This is a genomic window from Pseudomonas sp. FBCC-B1565 (genome assembly GCF_059133265.1).
The window spans coordinates 4,911,224-4,926,600 of record NZ_CP101438.1 but is presented as its reverse complement, the minus strand read 5'-3'; the positions used below and the strand labels follow the sequence as shown (position 1 = coordinate 4,926,600).

The following is a 15,377-nucleotide window of genomic DNA, read 5'->3' as shown; positions in this document are numbered from 1 at the left end:
TATCTCTTGCACTGTGATCCCCGCATGGACGGCTCCTCCGACACTCACTCCGCGAAACTGCCGTCCGCCCTCGCGTTCTGGGCCCTGTTCCACTGCCGGCACGCCCGCCCACCAGATACCGCATTCCTACGTTGATCCATCCCGTTCGATGGCGTGCACCTGCGCGCCTGCCTGACCCCTACGTATGAGAATGCCCATGAGTGTTTTTGCCTGCCTGCAGGAAGCCCAGTCTTTCCTCGAACAACACCCGGACATCGAGATGTTCGAGCTGTTTATCCTCGACAACAACGGTGTGCCACGCGGCAAGTTGCTGCACCGCGACGAACTGCTGGCGGTGTACGAGAGCGGGCGCCCTTTGCCCAGCACCATCCTCGGCCTGACCATCAACGGCGACGACGTGGAAAACTCCGGGCTGGTCTGGGAGGTGGGCGATATCGACTGCCGGGCCTACCCGATCAGCGGCAGTCTGCAGCGCATGCCGTGGCGGCTGATCCCCACCGCGGCGGTGCAAGTCAGCATGCACCCCACCGAAGGCCTGCCCGCCACCGTGGCCGACCCCAGGCATCTGCTGGCCAAGGTGATCGACGGGCTCAAGGTTGACGGTTATTACCCGGTGATGGCGGCCGAGCTGGAGTTCTACCTGCTCGACCAGAAGCCCGACGGCAATGGTCGCCCGCAACCGGCACGCGATGTGGACGGCGGTCGGCCGCGCTCGACCCAGGTGTATGGCCTGCGCGAGCTGGAGCAGATCGAGCCGTTCCTCGCCGACCTTTACAGTGCCTGCAAACTGCAAGGCATCCCGGCGCGCACGGCGATTTCCGAATACGCGCCCGGCCAGGTAGAGATCACCCTGGAACACCGCACCGACGCCCTGCAAGCCATGGACGAAGCGGTGCGCTACAAACGCCTGGTCAAGGGCGTGGCGCATAGACACGGGATGACCGCGTGCTTCATGGCCAAGCCGTTCGACGGTCTGGCTGGCACCGGTATGCACATGCACGTGAGCCTGGCGGACGCCGAGGGCCATAACCTGTTCGCCAGCGAGGCCGCTGATGGCACGCCGCTGTTGCGCCAGGCAGTGGGCGGCATGCTCAGTACCTTGCTCGACTCATTGCTGATGTTCTGTCCCAACGCCAACTCCTACCGGCGTTTCCAGACCAACAGCTACGCGCCGCTGGCCGCCACCTGGGGGGTGGACAACCGCACCGTCAGCCTGCGGGTGCCGGGCGGGCCGGCCAATTCGCGGCATATCGAACACCGTATCTGCGGTGCCGACGCCAATCCCTACCTGGCTGCCGCCGCGATCCTGGCCGGGATCCATCGCGGCATCCGTGAGCAACGTGACCCCGGCGCCCCGGTGGAAGGCAACGGCTATGCCCAGGCCAAGGCGCTGCTGCCCACCGACTGGCTCACCACCCTGCGCGCACTGGAGGCTTCCAGTTGGGCACGGGAAGCGTTTGGCAGTGAGTTCCTTGGCGTGTACCTGGCGGTAAAACGCGCCGAATACCGCCAGTTCATGGGCGAGGTCGGGGAGCAAGACTGGCGGTGGTATTTGCATCAGGCATGATCGATTGGGTGGCAATCACGGTTTCGACCTTTTTTTCACGTTGCGCTGGTTAAGCTGCGAATCAAGGTCGTTCACAGCCGTTTCACCCATATGAGCCCGCGATGTCGCCACACACGCCTTCCTCCATCGAGATTGAATACGCCGAGCGCTGCGGTCGTGAGCACGCCAGGGTCTGCGGCGACACGCGCCCGCCCGGGCTGACGCAGCGCCTGGCGGCCTGGCGCAGTGAGTGGTTGGTGCGTCAGGCCTTGAAGGTTGCGGGTGAGCCGGGCCTGATCCTCGACCTGGCCTGCGGGTCGGGGCGCTTCTGGCCGGTGCTGGCCGAACACGTCAACCGGGTTATCCTGGCGTCGGACAACTCCCAGGACATGCTCGACCACGCGCTTACCCATCACGCGGCGGCGTTGCTCAAGCGGGTCAAGACATTCCAGGGGTCGGCGTTTTCCATCGGCTTGTCGGCGAATGCGGTGGACTGCATTTTCTGCCTGGAATTGTTTCGCCATGTGCCCAGCAGTGAAGGGCGCCAGGCGTTGCTGCGCGAGTTTCATCGGGTCAGCCGCGACTCGGTGATTGTCTCTGTGCCTTCTCGTACCAGCGTTGAGGACGAGTTCCGCCAGGCTGGTTTCAAGGTCCTGAGTCATCACGAGTTCATGCCGGGCTCCAACCTGTGGCGGGTCTACGTTCTTCGTAAGAGAGGATAACTCCCGCCTGTCGGACTATTCTTCATCTCCTGTCTGAGTTTTCATGGTCGGCTGTGCACTGCGGATGCTCGCTAGCCCCTTTCGCGATATATACTGCGCGCCATTCTTCAAGGGAGAGCCGTGTGGCCATCGATATTCACTGGATCTGCGACAACGATAGCCTCGGCCAGCATTGCGCCGAATGGCAGCAGTTGCCATTCGTCGCCCTCGACACCGAATTCATGCGGGTCGACACCTTTTATCCCATTGCCGGGCTGATCCAGATCGGTGATGGCGTGCGCGCTTACCTGATCGATCCCCTGACCATCGACAACTGGCAACCCTTGGCTGCGCTGCTGGAGAACCCGGCGGTGATCAAGGTGCTGCACGCCTGCAGCGAAGACCTCGAAGTGTTGCTGCGCCTGACCGGCAGCCTGCCGGCGCCGTTGTTTGACACCCAATTGGCAGCGGCTTACCTGAACCTCGGTTTCTCCATGGGCTACTCGCGCCTGGTGCAAGCCGTGCTGGACATTGAGCTGCCCAAGGGCGAGACCCGTTCAGACTGGCTGCAGCGGCCATTGTCCGAGACCCAGGTCAGCTACGCCGCCGAAGACGCGGTGCATTTGGCCGAGGTCTATACGCGGCTGCGTCCGCAACTGTCTGACGACAAGTACGCCTGGGTGCTGGAAGACGGTGCCGAGCTGGTCGCGAACCTGCGCCGCGAAGTCGACCCGTACGAGGTGTACCGCGACGCCAAGCTGGCGTGGAAACTGTCCCGTGCCCAGCTCGCCGTGCTGCGTGAACTGTGCGCCTGGCGCGAGCAGCAAGCCCGCGTGCGTGACTTGCCGCGCAACCGCATCATTCGTGAACACTCGCTGTGGCCCTTGGCCAAATCCCAGCCGGACAACCTCGCCGCCCTGGGCAAGATCGAAGACATGCACCCGCGTACCGTGCGTCAGGACGGCCAGTTCCTGCTGGACCTGATCAAGCGTGCCGGCAGCGTGCCCATGGACCAATGGCCGCCCGCCGTTGCCGAGCCTTTGCCGGTGGATGCCGCCGCACTGATCAAGCAACTGCGCGCTCTTGGCCAGGCTGAGGCCGAACGCCTGGACATGGCGCCGGAACTGATGCTGCGCAAGAAAACCCTCGAAGCCCTGGTCAAGAGTGGCTACCCCGATGGGCCTTACCAATTGCCAGACTCGCTGCGTGGCTGGCGTCGCGAGTTGATGGGCCAGGCGCTGCTCGACAGCCTGGCCACCGCCGGAGAACAGCCTTGAAACGTATTTGCTCCATCTACCGCAGCTCCAAACGCGCCGGTATGTACCTCTATGTGCTCAAGAGCGATGCCCTTGAACGTGTGCCTGAAGCGCTGATCACGATTTTCGGCAAGCCGGCCCACGCGTTCGACCTGGTGCTGACCCCCGAGCGCAAGCTGCAACAGGAAGACATCGTGCAAGTCCTGGAAAACCTCGACAAACAGGGCTACCACCTGCAAATGCCGCCGGCCGAGGACGAGTACATCGAACACTTGCCCGAAGAGCTGTTGCGCCGCAACGACCCGATGTGATCGACCGGTGCCCCATCCGGGGCACTCGCTTCAATGGAATCGTATAAGTGGGCGGTGGCCGTAAGGATGCGGGCGGCCGTCCGTAGTGTTTTTGAAAGGTTTTATGCATGCGCGTTCTGATTGCTGAACAGGATCACCCGCTCTACGCCCAATTGCTCGGCGAAGCGGCACCGGACCTTGAAGTGCTGACCAGCGGCGACTCGGCCGAACTGTCGCGCCTGGCCGCCGATTGCCCGGTATGGCTGGGCCAGCCGGACCTGTTGGCCACATTGTTGCGCCAGGGTCACCACCCGCAATGGCTGCAATCGACCTGGGCAGGTATCACCCCGTTGCTCGCCGAGGGCCTGCCGCGTGATTATCGATTGACCCGTGCCGTGGGTATTTTTGGCCAGGTCATGGCTGAATTCGTGCTCACCTACATGCTCGGCCACGAGCGTGAAGTGCTGGCCCGCCTGGTCAGCCAGGTCGAGCGTAAATGGGACAATCGCATGGGCCAGAGCCTGGCGGGACGCAAGGCGTTGATCGTCGGCACCGGCGATATTGGCCAGAGTGTTGCTGAGTTTCTCGTGCCGTTTGGCGTGAAGCTGTACGGCATCGCCAGTTCCGCACGCGAGCAGGCGCCGTTTATCGAAGTGGCCGGGCTCGACCAGTTGGGCCGGCTGGTGGGCGAGGTGGACTACGTGATCAACCTGCTGCCCAACACGCCGAGTACCCACGATCTCTACGACGCGGGGCTGTTCAAGCAATTCAAGCCAACCGGGCTGTTCATCAACGTCGGGCGCGGCGTGGCGGTGGTGGATGCCGACCTGGTCGAAGCGCTGAAAGAAGGGCACCTGGCCGGTGCGGTGATCGACGTGTGCCGCCAGGAGCCGCTGCCGCAACGTCATCCGTTCTGGACAGCTTGGGGGTTGCTGCTGACCGGGCACAGCTCCGCGCCGACTTCGCCGGCATTGATGGTGGAGTTGTTTGTGCAAAACCTGCGGGCGTATCAGGCCGGGCAAGACTTGCGCGGGAACGTGGATTTCGAGCGCGGTTACTGACAGCAGAGGAGCCGGCATGCCGGCTCCTCTTGGCATTACAGGCTGAAGTCACCTTCCGACACCAGCTCGCTCAGTGGCTTGCGCGGGCTCGGTGCTTCACGGCCTTGCAGGTACTCCGGCAGGCTCGATTTGTCCCCCAGCTTGCCGACCGCCACGGCGGCATGCAGCGCATAACCTTCCGGGATCTTCAGCTCTTTGCGGGTCAGTTCTTGATCGAAGCCGGCCATGCCGTGGGTGTGCCAACCGCTGAGGCTGGCTTGCAGCGCCAGGTGGCCCCAGGCGGAGCCGGTATCGAAGGTGTGCCACAGCGCCGGGGTTTCTTCCGTGGCGCCGGGGGCGGTGAAGTCGGTTTTCGAGGCGATGATCACCAGGGCCGACGCATGTTGTGCCCAGCCACGGTTGAATTCATTCAGCAAACCCAGGAAGCGCTCCCAGTCCGGCGTGTCGCGGCGTGCGTAGAGAAAGCGCCAGGGTTGCGAGTTGTAGGCCGAGGGTGCCCAGCGTGCTGCTTCGAAGAAACTCAGCAGGGTTTCCTTGGAGATGCTCTCGCCGGTGAAGGCGCGAGGCGACCAGCGGTCGGTGAACTGGGTGTGGATCGGATAGTCGGCAACACGTGTCATGGAGCAGTTCCTGATCGTCAATTCGGCCCTCAAAGCTACTGTGCAGTCACTAGACTGACAAGTGTTGTGACACCGCCAGTCGTAAGCGCTTGGATCCCGCAGCCGTGGGCACTAGACTGGCGGCCTTTTCACCTACCGATACTGATGTAGAGCCATGGCCGCCAAAGTCGAACCTTTCTGGATACGCAAAACCCTCGAACACCTCGACCAGGAGGAATGGGAGTCGTTGTGCGACGGCTGTGGCCTGTGCTGCCTGCAAAAGCTTGAAGATGAAGACGACAACAGCGTCTATTACACGCGTATCGCCTGCAAACTGCTCGATCTCAAGACCTGCCAGTGCACCGACTACCCCAACCGCCGTGCGTCGGTGCCCGATTGCATCCAGCTCACCCCGGGCCAGGCCGACCAGTTCAAATGGCTGCCGCCCACCTGCGGCTATCGCCTGGTCAGCGAGCGCAAGGACCTGCCGTTGTGGCACCACCTGGTCTGCGGCGACCGCGATGCCGTGCACCATGAACGCATTTCCCAGTCCGGGCGCATGCTCAGCGAAGGCAGCGTGCCCGAGGACGACTGGGAGGATTACCTGATTTTCCGCGCGGGCTGAAAGGGGAGTGTGTATGAGGGTCGGAACCAAGCTGGCGGCAAGCCTGGTGTTGTTGGCACTGAGTCAGCCTGGGTGGTGCGCGAAGAAAGTCGACCTGGATTATCACGTCAAACTGCTGCCCCAGAGCGATCAGGCCGAGGTACGCCTGAGCCTGTCCCAGGGCTCGGCGGTGCGCAGCCTGAACTTCGACCTGGGCCGCGACGGTGACTACAGCGACTTCAAGGCCGACGGCCAGTGGAGCGTCAAGGAGCACCGTGGGCTGTGGCAACCCAGCGCCGACAAGGCCAGCCTGACCTACCGCGTACGCCTCACCCACGCGCGCAAACCGGGTATCTATGAAGCGCGGATGACACCCGGCTGGGCGCTGTTTCGCGGCGAAGACCTGGTGCCGACGGCGCGTCTCGACCAGCAGGACGGCGTCGAATTGGTCTCGCGCCTGGTGTTCGAACTGCCGGCCGGCTGGAAAAGCGTCGAAACCGCCTGGCCGCGCATCGGCAAGAACAAGTTTCGCATCGACAACGTGTCCCGCCTGTTCGACCGGCCCACCGGCTGGATGCTCGCCGGCAACCTCGGCAGCCGCCGGGTGCGCCTGGGCGAAACCGAAGTCACCGTGGCCTCGCCCAAGGGCCAGGCCATGCGCCGTATGGATGTGCTGACGCTGCTGACCTTCGTCTGGCCGCAGGTGGAGACCGCGTTCCCGCGTCACCCGGCCAAGTTGCTGGTGGTCGGCGCCAGCGACCCGATGCGCCGTGGTGCCTTTTCGGCGCATGACTCGGTCTTCCTCAACAGCCGTACCCCGCTGGTCAGCGAGCACGGCGGCAGCCCGTTGGTCCGCGAAGTGGTGCAGGCGATAGGGCGTTTCAACGATCACGACACCAGTGATTGGATCAGCGAAGGCCTGGGCGAGTATTACGCCATCGAATTGCTGCGCCGCGCCGGCGGCATCACGGATGAGCGTTATCAGGCGATACAGGCGCGCTTGGCGAAGGAAGGCAAGGACGTGACCAGCCTGCGTGGCGAGCACGTCAGCGGCGCGACAGTGGCACGGGCGGTGGTGGTGTTGCAGGAGCTGGATCGCGAGATCCGCGTGAAGACCCATAACAAGCGGTCGCTGGATGACCTGACGCAAGCAGTGATGCGGGCCAACCGCATCACCACGGCGGAATTTGTGCAGCTTGCCAAGAGCATCATCGGCGAGTCGTCGGTGGTGCTGGACAGCAAGCTGCTACGTTAGACGCTGGTTTTGGTGGCCTTCTCGGCCGCCACTTCAGCCTTGGTCTTCAAGTTCTTCAGCTCCGCGCCGGCCCGCTCGATTTTCGTACGTACCGTGTTCATTTCCTGGCGGCCCTGTTCCAGCTTGTCCTTGAGCGAGCTGTGCCCGGTAAAGCCACGGGCCAGCGCCACACCGCCGATCGCCACCTGGATCAAACCGAAAATCCCGCCTCGGCGCAGGCCTTTGCCGACCATCATCACGCCACCCGCCACCGAGCCGATGCGCTCCCAACCGTGCACGTTCTGCTTTGGCTGAGTCTCGAAGGGGGTGTGTTCGATGATAGGTCGCAAGGTTTTGCTGTCGCTCATGATCTGTCTCCAACAAGGGCTATTGATAAGTAGCTGACTGCCCGCAGACGCCGGATGTTCCCGAAATATCAGTACTTGGGACCCGAACGGGTGTTGTTGCCCTTGGCCAGGCGGTCGTAAAGGACCACGTTGACCGTGGCGGCGAGGTTCATGCAACCGGTGGTCGGGATGTAGACCACATCTTCGCACCAGTCGCGGATCTCTTTATCCAGCGAGCCGTCTTCGGGGCCGAAAATGTACAGCGCACGGTCGGGGTGGGTGTACTCAGGCAGCGGGCGGGCGCCTTCCACCAGTTCCACGGCGACGGGGATGCAACCCAGGGGCAGGATCTTTTTCAGGTCATCGATGCCGATCAGCGGAATGTCGTGATGGACCTTCTTGGTGTCGGTGATGAAATCCCGGGCGCGCTCGTAGCGCACGCCGGTGTAGAACACCGAGGCCACGCCGTAGCAACCGGCGGCGCGCATGACTGAGCCGACGTTTTCGGGGGATTTGGGGTTGTACAGACCGATGCAGCTGTAGCGTTTATTGCCCACGGGGAAGGGTGCCTTGGAGAAAAACGGCAATTATACGGCCTTGGGGGGATGTGTTGCTTGGACGATCGCCATCGGGGGCAAGCCCCCTCCCACACCAGGCCTGCGTACGCCGGTCAGAATGTGGGAGGGGGCCTGCCTCCGATGAGGCCGGTGCTAACAACAATGGACGATCAGTCGTCTTTCTTCATCAACCCCGCCAACGCCGCAAACGGGTTATGCGTGGCCTTGGCAATCGTCGGGCTGCTGGTGGAGCCTTCGCCGAAGTACTGCTGGTCGGTGTAGCGCGAGTGTTCGTTGTCGTGGCAGTACAGGCACAGCAATTCCCAGTTGGAACCGTCCTGGGGATTGTCATCATGATTGTGGTTGCGGTGGTGTACCGTCAGTTCACTCAGGCGTTTGCCCGAGAACTCACGGGCGCAGCGGCCGCACACGTGGGGGTACATCTTCAAGGCTTTGTCGCGGTAGCCCATTTCCCGGTCGCGCTGGGCATCGGCAAGGATGCGGTCCAGCTTGGCGGTGTGGGAGGGCGGGTTGGTCGAGCTCATCATGGCTCCTGGCTATTTGGTGGTTCACGGATAGGGTTGATTCTAGCCGCTCGCGACGTAAATAACCGCTTCACTTTACTCATAAGGATCTGAAACGCATGCGTCTGCATTCATGGACTGTTGCACTGTTGTTGTGTGGGGTAGTTGCCCACGCCCAAGCGTTCTCCACGCCAAAACCCGGGCAGGTGATCGAGGTGGCCCTCGAACAACTGCACCCGACCCAGGCTGTGGTGGGCTTTGACCAGATTTACTACAGCCTGGGCCTGTTCGCCGACAAACCCGCCAAGGTCTTCGATGAATACTGCGAGACCAACGGCCAGGGCGAGGCTGACAACGTGCCCAAGGGCGCGGACCTGCACCAGCCGTCCAGCTTCACCTGCCAGGACCCGGTCGGTACCCATCCCGACGAAATGAAAACCGTGGTGGTCGGCCCCGGCGGCCAGCTCTACCTGACCGACGGTCACCACAGCTTCACCACCTTGTGGGAGGTGCCGGGCGGCGGCCCCCGCTTGAAGATGTGGGTCAAGGTCACCGATGACTTCAGCAACAGCCCGGACATGCAGAGCTTCTGGCAGCACATGCAAGCGGCGCGCAAGGTCTGGCTCAAGGACAAGCAGGGCCAGACCCTGCCACCCGAGCAGTTGCCGGCACACCTGGGCTTCAAGAACCTGCAGGACGACACGTTCCGCAGCCTGGTGTATTTCACCCGCAAGGCCGCCTATGGCAAGCCGGACGCGGGAGAGGTCGCACCGGAGTTCCTGGAGTTCTACTGGGGCAATTGGCTGCGCACTCAAATTGACCTGGGCAAGTACAACCTGAACAAGAAGGGCGGTTACAAGGACGCCATTGAAGCCGTCGCCAAGCGTATGGTCAGCCTGGCGCCGGGTTCACAGGTGGGCGATAGCGGGTTTACTGCCCATCAGCTGGGAGGCATGACAAAGCTCGACCGTAACGAGCTGGAAAAGACTTTCGACAAAAAAGTGCCGTACGTGATCGATTACCGCAATTCCCTGCGCTAGCCGATCACGCCTTCTGTGCAATCCAGATGGTATGCCGCGTGCCCTTGTTACCATGGGCAAACACCTGCACTTCCTCGGCCTTGAAACCGGCCTTGCGCAGTTTGTCGCTGAACAGCTTGTCGGCGCTGGCCGACCACACGGCCAGCACGCCCTTGGGGCGCAGGGCCTTGGCGCAGGCGGCCAGGCCACCGGCGGAGTAAAGCCAGCTGTTGGCCTTTTGCGTAAGGCCTTCGGGGCCGTTGTCCACGTCCAGCATGATCGCGTCAAAACCCTGGGGCTCGGCCTGCAGCACCTTGGCGACATCCTCCAGGCGGATCACCGTGCGCGGGTCCAGCAATGGCCGGCCGGATTTTTCCCCCAGCGGCCCACGGTTCCACTCCACGACACCCGGCACCAGTTCTGCGACGACCACCTCGGCGGTCTTGCCCAGGTGTTTGAGCGCCGAGGCCAAGGTGAACCCCATGCCCAGGCCACCGATCAACACCCGCGAATCCGCACGACCGGCAACTCTGCGGCAGGGAATTTCCGCCAGCGCATCCTCGGAACCGTGCATGCGCGTGTTCATCAATTGGCCGCCGTCACCGCCCTGGATCTTGATGACAAAATCTTCACCGTATTCGAACAGGCACAAGGCACCGCCATTGTCGGGGATCGGGGTGGTGTCCAGCAGAACGAAACGTTTCATGGAAATCTCATTGGGAAGGGCATTCTTGCGCGGTTGGGAGTAGCCTTGTGACATTCCGGTCAGGCCATGGAGCCATCGATGAAGTGCAGCATTCTAACGGTCATTGTGTTGAGCGCGCTCGCCTGTGGTGCGACGCAGGCTCAGGAGTTGCAAACCGTACCGGTCGCGCCCGCCCCGACGCCAGGCGCGCCGGGCACCCCGACGCCGACGTTGTACCCGCAAGTCACCCCGCCGGCGGTGCCCAAGACCAACGGCTCGCCACCGTTGGTGCCCATCGTGCTGCCGACGCCGCCGAAGGATCAGACGGTGCCTGGCTTGCTGCAGAACGACAGCAAGCCGAAGTCGCCGGGCGGTTAAAACTGCTGGGAAAGTAGCTGCCCATCCGCCATGCGCAGGCGCTTGGACAGGGCGATGGCAATCGCGCGGATGATCTTGGCGGCAACCCTGGGCGCTTCGTTGAGCATCTTTTCCAGGGAGTCCCTGCCCAGGTTCAGCAGCACACAGTCGCTGGCCGCCACGCAGCTGGCGGAACGCCGCTCGCCGTCGAGCACCGCCATTTCGCCAAAGGCCCGGCCACTGCGCAGGGTGGCGATAGTCAGGCGCTGGCCGTCATGATTGGTTTTCTGCACCGCCACCTGGCCATTGTGGAGGATGCACATGAAGGTGCCGGCGTCGCCTTCGAGGAAAATCACCTCGTCACAGGCAATGCTGCTGATGTTGAAGTAACCGGCGGCGACGTGAAAATCTTCCGGCAACAGCGGGTCGAACAGGCCGCAATCCATGAGCATGTCGCGGATTTCGGTATTCATTAAGGTCGGTAGTGCCATGGCTGCAATCTTGATCCATCAATCAGTAGGCGGTCCTGTGTTCAGACAGGACCGCCCGGCTAAGTTCCTTAAACCAGCCCCAGCGCCTTGAACACAAATCCATATTCGAGCGCTACGTCACGTAATCCCTGGTAACGACCGCTCATACCACCGTGGCCGGCGCCCAGTTCGGTCTTGAGCAACAGCAGGTTGTCGTCGGTCTTGGTGTCGCGCAACTTGGCCACCCATTTGGCCGCTTCCCAATACTGCACGCGGCTGTCGTTGTAGCCGGCAATCACCAGCAGGTGCGGGTAGGCCTGGGCGCTGACGTTTTCGTACGGCGCATAGGCCTTGATGCGCTCGTACACTTCGGGTTCTTGCGGGTTGCCCCACTCGTCATACTCGGTGATGGTCAATGGCAGCTCGGGGTCGAGCATGGTGTTGAGCACGTCGACGAACGGCACTTCGGCAATCGCCGCCTGGAACAGCGCCGGGCGCTGGTTGAGCACCGCACCGATCAACAGGCCGCCGGCGCTGCCGCCGCTGATCACCAGTTGCCTGGACGTCGTCAGGCCCTCGGCGATCAAGTGTTCGGCACAGGCGATAAAGTCGCTGAAGGTGTTCTGCTTGTGCTCCTGCTTGCCGTTGCGATACCAGGCCTCACCCAGCTCGCCGCCGCCGCGCACATGCGCAATGGCAAACGCCACGCCCCGGTCCAGCAGGCTCAGGCGGGCGTGGGAGAACCAGGGGTCGAGGCTCGAACCGTAGGCGCCGTAGCCGTACAGGTACAGCGGTGTCGGCTTGCCGAGCTGGTCGCGCTTGACCACCAGGCTGATCGGCACCTGGGTGCCGTCCGCCGAGGTGGCCCACAGGCGCTGGCTCACGTAGTCGTCGGCATTGAACACGCCGAGCACCGGAGTTTCCTTGAGCACCTGTTGCGTGCCGCTGGCCAGTTCCAGTTGGCGCACCTGGGCCGGGCGGTTCAGGGCTTCGTAGCGCAGGCGGATCCTATTGCTGGCAAATTCCAGGCTGTTTTGTACGTAGAGGCTGTAGGCGGCGTCGGGCAATTCCACGCGATACACCGGCAGGCCTTCCGGGTGCACCTCGATCACCGGCAGGCCGCCGATGCGCAGGCTCAGGGTCATGGCGCTGGTGTTGAGGCTGATGCCGTCGAGCATCACTTCGTCGTTGTGGGGGATCAGGGTCTGCCATTCGCCTTCGGTCGGCACATCGCCAATGTCGGTGGCCACGAACAGCGCGTAGTTGATGCCATCGCGGTTGCTGCGGATAAACCAGGTCCACGCGCCATTCAGCTGACCGTGATCGACATCGTATTCATGGTCCTCGACCCGTGGCGCCAGGCAGGTGAAATCCAGGTGCGGCTGTTCGGCATCCAGCGCCCAGACTTCGCTGGTGGTCTTGCTGCCCAGCGACAGCAGCAACTGGCGCTCGGAGCTGGAGCGGTAGCAATGCAGGAAGAAACGGCCATCGGGCTCGTGGAACACTTCCTGCGCCGCCGTGCCATCCAGGCGATAGCGATACAACTTGTGCGGGCGGTGCGTGTCGTCCAGTTCGCCGAAGAACAGCGTCAGGCTGTCATTGGCCCAGGTCATGCTGCCGTCGCAGTCTTCAAACGCCAGTTCGCTGACCTTGCCGGTGGCCAATTCCTTCACGTACAGGGTGTAGATCTCTTCGCCACTGGTATCGAGGCTGTAGGCCAGGCGCTGGTGGTCGGGGCTGATGCTGAACGCGCCGAGGGAGAAGAAACCGCCATTGGCCAGCACGTTGGGGTCCAGCAACAGTTCTTCGCTGCTGTCGTCCACCTGGTTGCTGTCATCGGCCGGGCGGCGGCAGCGGTAATGGCGGGCGTACTCGTCACCGGCGGTGGTGCGCGTGTAATACAAGTACGGCCCCCACGGCGAGGGCAGGGACAGGTCGGTTTCGAGAATGCGGCCCTTGATCTCTTCGAACAGGCTGTCGCGCAGCGCCTTCTGGTCGGCGAGTTGCGCTTCCTGCCAGGCATTTTCGGCCTTGAGGTAATCGAGCACCTCGGCGCTGTCGCGCTCTTGCAGCCAGGCATACGGATCGGGGCCTTGGGCCTTGCGGGCAATCGGAGCAGTCGATACAGGCATAGGATTGATCTCTATCTGGCAGACGGTGGCAGGCATTGCAGCCGCGACACGCAAAAGCCGTTATCATAGCCGCCTGTTTGCCAACCTTGCCATGGACACCATGACCGAGAACGACTATCTGACCGCTTGGGGCCTTTACGCCTTCGCCGCTTTGGGCTGCCTGCTGGTGTGGTGGCGCATGACCCGCTGGATCTGGCGCTGGCTTCGCGAGCCGCTGCAATTGCTGATGGCGGTGCTGCTGTTGAGCCCGACCATCGTCGATCCGGTCAAGACCCAGTTCGCGCCGGCGGTGGCCATCACCGCCCTGGACCTGGTGCTCAAGGTCGGCAACAACGCCTGGCGGGCCATTTCCGATCTGTTCATGTACAGCATGATCGCCTTTGGCGTGTACCTCGTGTTTGTGCTGATCCGCTGGCCGATCGAGCGCGCCGCCAAGGCCCGCCGCGAGCGCAAGGCCGCCGCCGATGCGGCCCTGGCCGCCGAGCCGGATCAAGATGAAGACGACGTACCCTTCCGCCGTCCTGCACCCGTGAGCGGTATGCGCGTCGAACCGCGCCTTTAACGTCGTCCGCCCTGCAGCGAGAGCCCTGGCATGTGTGAATTATTGGGCATGAGTGCCAACGTCCCCACCGACATCGTGTTCAGCTTTACCGGGCTGATGCAGCGCGGTGGGCGCACCGGCCCCCACCGTGACGGTTGGGGCATTGCGTTCTACGAAGGCCGTGGCCTGCGTCTGTTCCAGGACCCGGCCGCCAGCAGTGAGTCGGAAGTCGCGCTGCTGGTGCAGCGTTATCCCATCAAAAGCGAAGTGGTCATCGGCCATATCCGCCAGGCCAATGTCGGCAAGGTCAGCCTGGCCAATACCCACCCGTTCGTGCGCGAACTGTGGGGCCGCAACTGGTGCTTCGCCCACAACGGCCAGTTGGCGGATTTCAACCCCCGCGCCACGTTCTACCGGCCGGTGGGCGACACCGACAGCGAAGCGGCCTTTTGCGACCTGCTCAATCGCGTGCGCGAAGCCTTCCCTGAACCGGTGGACCTTGAAAAGGTGCTGCCGGACCTGATCGCCGCCTGTACCGAATACCGCAGCAAAGGTGTGTTCAACTGCCTGCTTAGCGATGGCGACTGGCTGTTCTGCTATTGCTCGACCAAATTGGCGCAGATCACCCGCCGCGCACCGTTCGGCCCGGCTCGCCTGAAAGATGTCGACGTGATCGTCGATTTTCAGGCCGAAACCACCCCCAATGACGTGGTGACGGTGATCGCCACCGAGCCGTTGACCGACAATGAAAACTGGACCCGCTACGAACCGGGCCAATGGAGCCTGTGGCGACGCGGTGAATGCGTCAGCCAGGGTATCACCGAGTAAGGATATCGCCCATGTTGCTCAGTTATCTGCGGTTGGTGCTGTTTGCGATTGGCCTGCTGGTCGGCGTGCAGGTGCCGGGGTTTATCAATGACTATGCCAAGCGTGTCGAAGCGCACCTGATCGAGGCCCAGACCGGCCTCAGCGGGTTTGAAAACACCGCACGCCAGTTCTTCAACGGCGATTTGAAAGCCTTGGTGGCGCATTACCGCGCCAGTGATGACCCGGTGTTCCAGAGCGATGCCAACAGCCTGGGCGCCATGCTTGATCGCCAGGTGGCGTTGGACAAGCAGTTCCAGGCCATGCAAGGCCCGTGGTACATCCGCGCCCTGCAAGTAGCGGTGGCGGCTGACCCGGATATCCGCTTGGAAACTTGGAGCGGCTACAGCTACCAGATCCTGCTGACGCCTGAAGCCATGGGCTGGGGGCTGGGCGGGGCGATGCTGCTGTCGTTTGGCCTGGAATGCCTATTCCGCCTGATCGACTGGGTGGTGCTGGGCGGCAAGCGCCTGCGCCAGAGCCGGCCGATCGAAGAGCGTGACCTGAAAGGCCTCTAAAGACTGACGCGGTCAACTGTGGGAGCTGGCTTGCCTGCGATAGCTATTTATCAGTTAATGCATCAGTGACTG

General features: G+C 62.7%; 19 protein-coding genes. 12 read left to right on the top strand and 7 right to left on the bottom strand.

The genetic code is table 11. The features are described from left to right. The first annotated feature begins 196 nt into the window (after window positions 1–196). From NL123_RS22790 to NL123_RS22770, 5 genes are all read left to right on the top strand, one after another. On the top strand, window positions 197–1,567 hold the full coding sequence (locus tag NL123_RS22790) for a glutamine synthetase family protein (protein ID WP_494356404.1): 1,371 nt from the start codon (window positions 197–199) through the stop codon (window positions 1,565–1,567). Between the two features lie 101 nt (window positions 1,568–1,668). Then, the gene (locus NL123_RS22785) at window positions 1,669–2,268 is read left to right on the top strand and encodes a class I SAM-dependent methyltransferase (protein ID WP_248486968.1); all 600 of its coding nucleotides are present in this window, start codon (window positions 1,669–1,671) and stop codon (window positions 2,266–2,268) included. Window positions 2,269–2,390: 122 nt separating this feature from the next. After that, complete coding sequence (gene rnd, locus NL123_RS22780; RefSeq protein WP_248486971.1) at window positions 2,391–3,524, top strand: ribonuclease D; 1,134 nt, start codon at window positions 2,391–2,393, stop codon at window positions 3,522–3,524. Further along, window positions 3,521–3,814 (top strand): YcgL domain-containing protein, encoded by a 294-nt coding sequence (locus NL123_RS22775; protein WP_248486973.1) that lies wholly within the window; start codon window positions 3,521–3,523, stop codon window positions 3,812–3,814. Before rnd ends, NL123_RS22775 begins: the two co-directional genes overlap by 4 nt. 107 nt (window positions 3,815–3,921) lie before the next feature. After that, window positions 3,922–4,854: a D-2-hydroxyacid dehydrogenase gene (locus NL123_RS22770; protein ID WP_248486974.1), complete on the top strand. Its 933-nt coding sequence runs from the start codon at window positions 3,922–3,924 to the stop codon at window positions 4,852–4,854. A 35-nt stretch (window positions 4,855–4,889) separates the two neighbouring features. Here NL123_RS22770 and NL123_RS22765 read toward each other — a convergent pair whose 3' ends face one another. Further along, complete coding sequence (locus NL123_RS22765) at window positions 4,890–5,474, bottom strand: nitroreductase family protein (RefSeq protein ID WP_058425096.1); 585 nt, start codon at window positions 5,472–5,474, stop codon at window positions 4,890–4,892. A 154-nt stretch (window positions 5,475–5,628) separates the two neighbouring features. Here NL123_RS22765 and NL123_RS22760 point away from each other — a divergent pair, with 154 nt between their 5' ends. After that, entirely contained in the window at window positions 5,629–6,078 is a 450-nt protein-coding gene (locus tag NL123_RS22760) for a YcgN family cysteine cluster protein (RefSeq protein WP_003172524.1), read from the top strand. Window positions 6,079–6,091: 13 nt separating this feature from the next. Next, the gene (locus NL123_RS22755; RefSeq protein ID WP_494356403.1) at window positions 6,092–7,312 is read left to right on the top strand and encodes a hypothetical protein; all 1,221 of its coding nucleotides are present in this window, start codon (window positions 6,092–6,094) and stop codon (window positions 7,310–7,312) included. Here the strand turns inward: NL123_RS22755 and NL123_RS22750 are convergent. The 3 genes from NL123_RS22750 to NL123_RS22740 form a co-directional block, all read right to left on the bottom strand. Next, a complete protein-coding gene (locus NL123_RS22750; protein ID WP_494356402.1) occupies window positions 7,309–7,659 on the bottom strand; it encodes a YgaP family membrane protein in 351 nt (116 codons plus the stop codon). The two genes, NL123_RS22755 and NL123_RS22750, sit on opposite strands and share 4 nt — an antisense overlap. A 68-nt stretch (window positions 7,660–7,727) precedes the next feature. Further along, complete coding sequence (locus NL123_RS22745) at window positions 7,728–8,195, bottom strand: RNA methyltransferase (RefSeq protein WP_003189607.1); 468 nt, start codon at window positions 8,193–8,195, stop codon at window positions 7,728–7,730. A gap of 170 nt (window positions 8,196–8,365) precedes the next feature. Next, window positions 8,366–8,740: a YajD family HNH nuclease gene (locus NL123_RS22740; protein WP_025858458.1), complete on the bottom strand. Its 375-nt coding sequence runs from the start codon at window positions 8,738–8,740 to the stop codon at window positions 8,366–8,368. Between the two features lie 98 nt (window positions 8,741–8,838). On the opposite strand from NL123_RS22740, the gene NL123_RS22735 reads away from it, so the two are divergent. Next, window positions 8,839–9,759 (top strand): ParB/Srx family N-terminal domain-containing protein, encoded by a 921-nt coding sequence (locus NL123_RS22735; protein ID WP_494356401.1) that lies wholly within the window; start codon window positions 8,839–8,841, stop codon window positions 9,757–9,759. Between the two features lie 4 nt (window positions 9,760–9,763). On the opposite strand, the gene NL123_RS22730 is transcribed toward NL123_RS22735, so the two are convergent. After that, window positions 9,764–10,444 carry a spermidine synthase gene (locus NL123_RS22730; protein WP_494356400.1) on the bottom strand — a complete coding sequence of 227 codons (681 nt, stop codon included), beginning with the start codon at window positions 10,442–10,444 and terminating at the stop codon, window positions 9,764–9,766. Between the two features lie 78 nt (window positions 10,445–10,522). Here NL123_RS22730 and NL123_RS22725 point away from each other — a divergent pair, with 78 nt between their 5' ends. Continuing rightward, a complete protein-coding gene (locus NL123_RS22725; RefSeq protein ID WP_071488985.1) occupies window positions 10,523–10,801 on the top strand; it encodes a hypothetical protein in 279 nt (92 codons plus the stop codon). Here the strand turns inward: NL123_RS22725 and NL123_RS22720 are convergent. Together NL123_RS22720 and NL123_RS22715 are read right to left on the bottom strand one after the other, a co-directional pair. Then, window positions 10,798–11,271 (bottom strand): cyclic nucleotide-binding domain-containing protein, encoded by a 474-nt coding sequence (locus NL123_RS22720; protein ID WP_494356399.1) that lies wholly within the window; start codon window positions 11,269–11,271, stop codon window positions 10,798–10,800. The two genes, NL123_RS22725 and NL123_RS22720, sit on opposite strands and share 4 nt — an antisense overlap. A gap of 68 nt (window positions 11,272–11,339) precedes the next feature. Beyond that, window positions 11,340–13,382: a S9 family peptidase gene (locus NL123_RS22715; protein WP_494356398.1), complete on the bottom strand. Its 2,043-nt coding sequence runs from the start codon at window positions 13,380–13,382 to the stop codon at window positions 11,340–11,342. Between the two features lie 25 nt (window positions 13,383–13,407). Here NL123_RS22715 and NL123_RS22710 point away from each other — a divergent pair, with 25 nt between their 5' ends. Genes NL123_RS22710 through NL123_RS22700 form a run of 3 tightly spaced genes read left to right on the top strand, consistent with a single transcriptional unit; the run spans window position 13,408 to window position 15,305 of the window. Continuing rightward, window positions 13,408–13,944 carry an MFS transporter gene (locus tag NL123_RS22710; protein WP_248488185.1) on the top strand — a complete coding sequence of 179 codons (537 nt, stop codon included), beginning with the start codon at window positions 13,408–13,410 and terminating at the stop codon, window positions 13,942–13,944. Window positions 13,945–13,974: 30 nt separating this feature from the next. Next, a complete protein-coding gene (locus NL123_RS22705) occupies window positions 13,975–14,751 on the top strand; it encodes a class II glutamine amidotransferase (RefSeq protein ID WP_058425088.1) in 777 nt (258 codons plus the stop codon). Window positions 14,752–14,762: 11 nt separating this feature from the next. Beyond that, complete coding sequence (locus NL123_RS22700) at window positions 14,763–15,305, top strand: DUF2937 family protein (protein ID WP_248486981.1); 543 nt, start codon at window positions 14,763–14,765, stop codon at window positions 15,303–15,305. Window positions 15,306–15,377 lie beyond the last annotated feature (72 nt).